General features: G+C 48.7%; 1 tRNA gene and 2 rRNA genes. All 3 read left to right on the forward strand.

The features are described 5' to 3' along the window. Window positions 1-304: ribosomal RNA gene (locus tag WMO43_RS14100) — 16S ribosomal RNA — on the forward strand; the annotation flags it as partial. 72 nt (window positions 305-376) lie between these two features. Beyond that, window positions 377-494: ribosomal RNA gene (gene rrf / locus WMO43_RS14105) — 5S ribosomal RNA — on the forward strand. Between the two features lie 4 nt (window positions 495-498). Continuing rightward, window positions 499-571 (forward strand) — tRNA-Ala (locus WMO43_RS14110). Window positions 572-813 lie beyond the last annotated feature (242 nt).

Below are 813 nucleotides of genomic sequence, written 5' to 3' on the forward strand. Positions count from 1 at the left end.
GAATACGTTCCCGGGTCTTGTACACACCGCCCGTCACACCATGGGAGTCGGGAATGCCCGAAGCCGGTGACCTAACCCCTGGTAAGCATGAGCCGCGTGACAGCAGAGCGAAGCTCTGGTGTATTCGAAAAAAGAATACGCCATGGAGTGGAGAATACATCACGGCGTGAAAACGCAGTGAAAAGTCGCGGAGGTTTGGATCGTGCTTAGCAGGGGGGAGGAGCCGTCGAAGGCAGATTCGATAACTGGGGTGAAGTCGTAACAAGGTAGCCGTATCGGAAGGTGCGGCTGGATCACCTCCTTTCTAAGGAAATCGAGTAGAGAGCTATTTCACTGTTGAGTTATTAAGAAACAACTCAATAACTTAATAAAGAATTTTGGTGGCGATGCGCTTAAGGGTCACACCCGTCCACATCCCGAACACGATGGTTAAGACTTAAGCGGCCGAGGATACTATGCTGGAGACGGCATGGGAAAGCAGGTGGCTGCCAGATTTATGGGGGCGTAGCTCAGTTGGGAGAGCACCTGCCTTGCAAGCAGGGGGTCAAGAGTTCGAATCTCTCCGTCTCCATCGAGTACAAAGATGCTAACGGCGTTACACTTGTTACCATCTAAGTGCTCATAACAGTACCTTGAAAACTTCATACAGAGAATGATTTTAAGAAAAGATTTTCAAAGAAATCAGACATCCGAGAAACAAACCGAGAACCGTATGGGAAACCATACAGTAATAATTAAGAAACGATATAACGCTATATATCGAAGGTCAAGCAAGAAAGAGCACAGGGCGGATGCCTTGGCACTGAGAGCCGA

It is taken from the genome of Maccoyibacter intestinihominis (assembly GCF_040096355.1).
Taxonomy (GTDB): Bacteria; Bacillota; Clostridia; order Lachnospirales; family Lachnospiraceae; genus Maccoyibacter; species Maccoyibacter intestinihominis.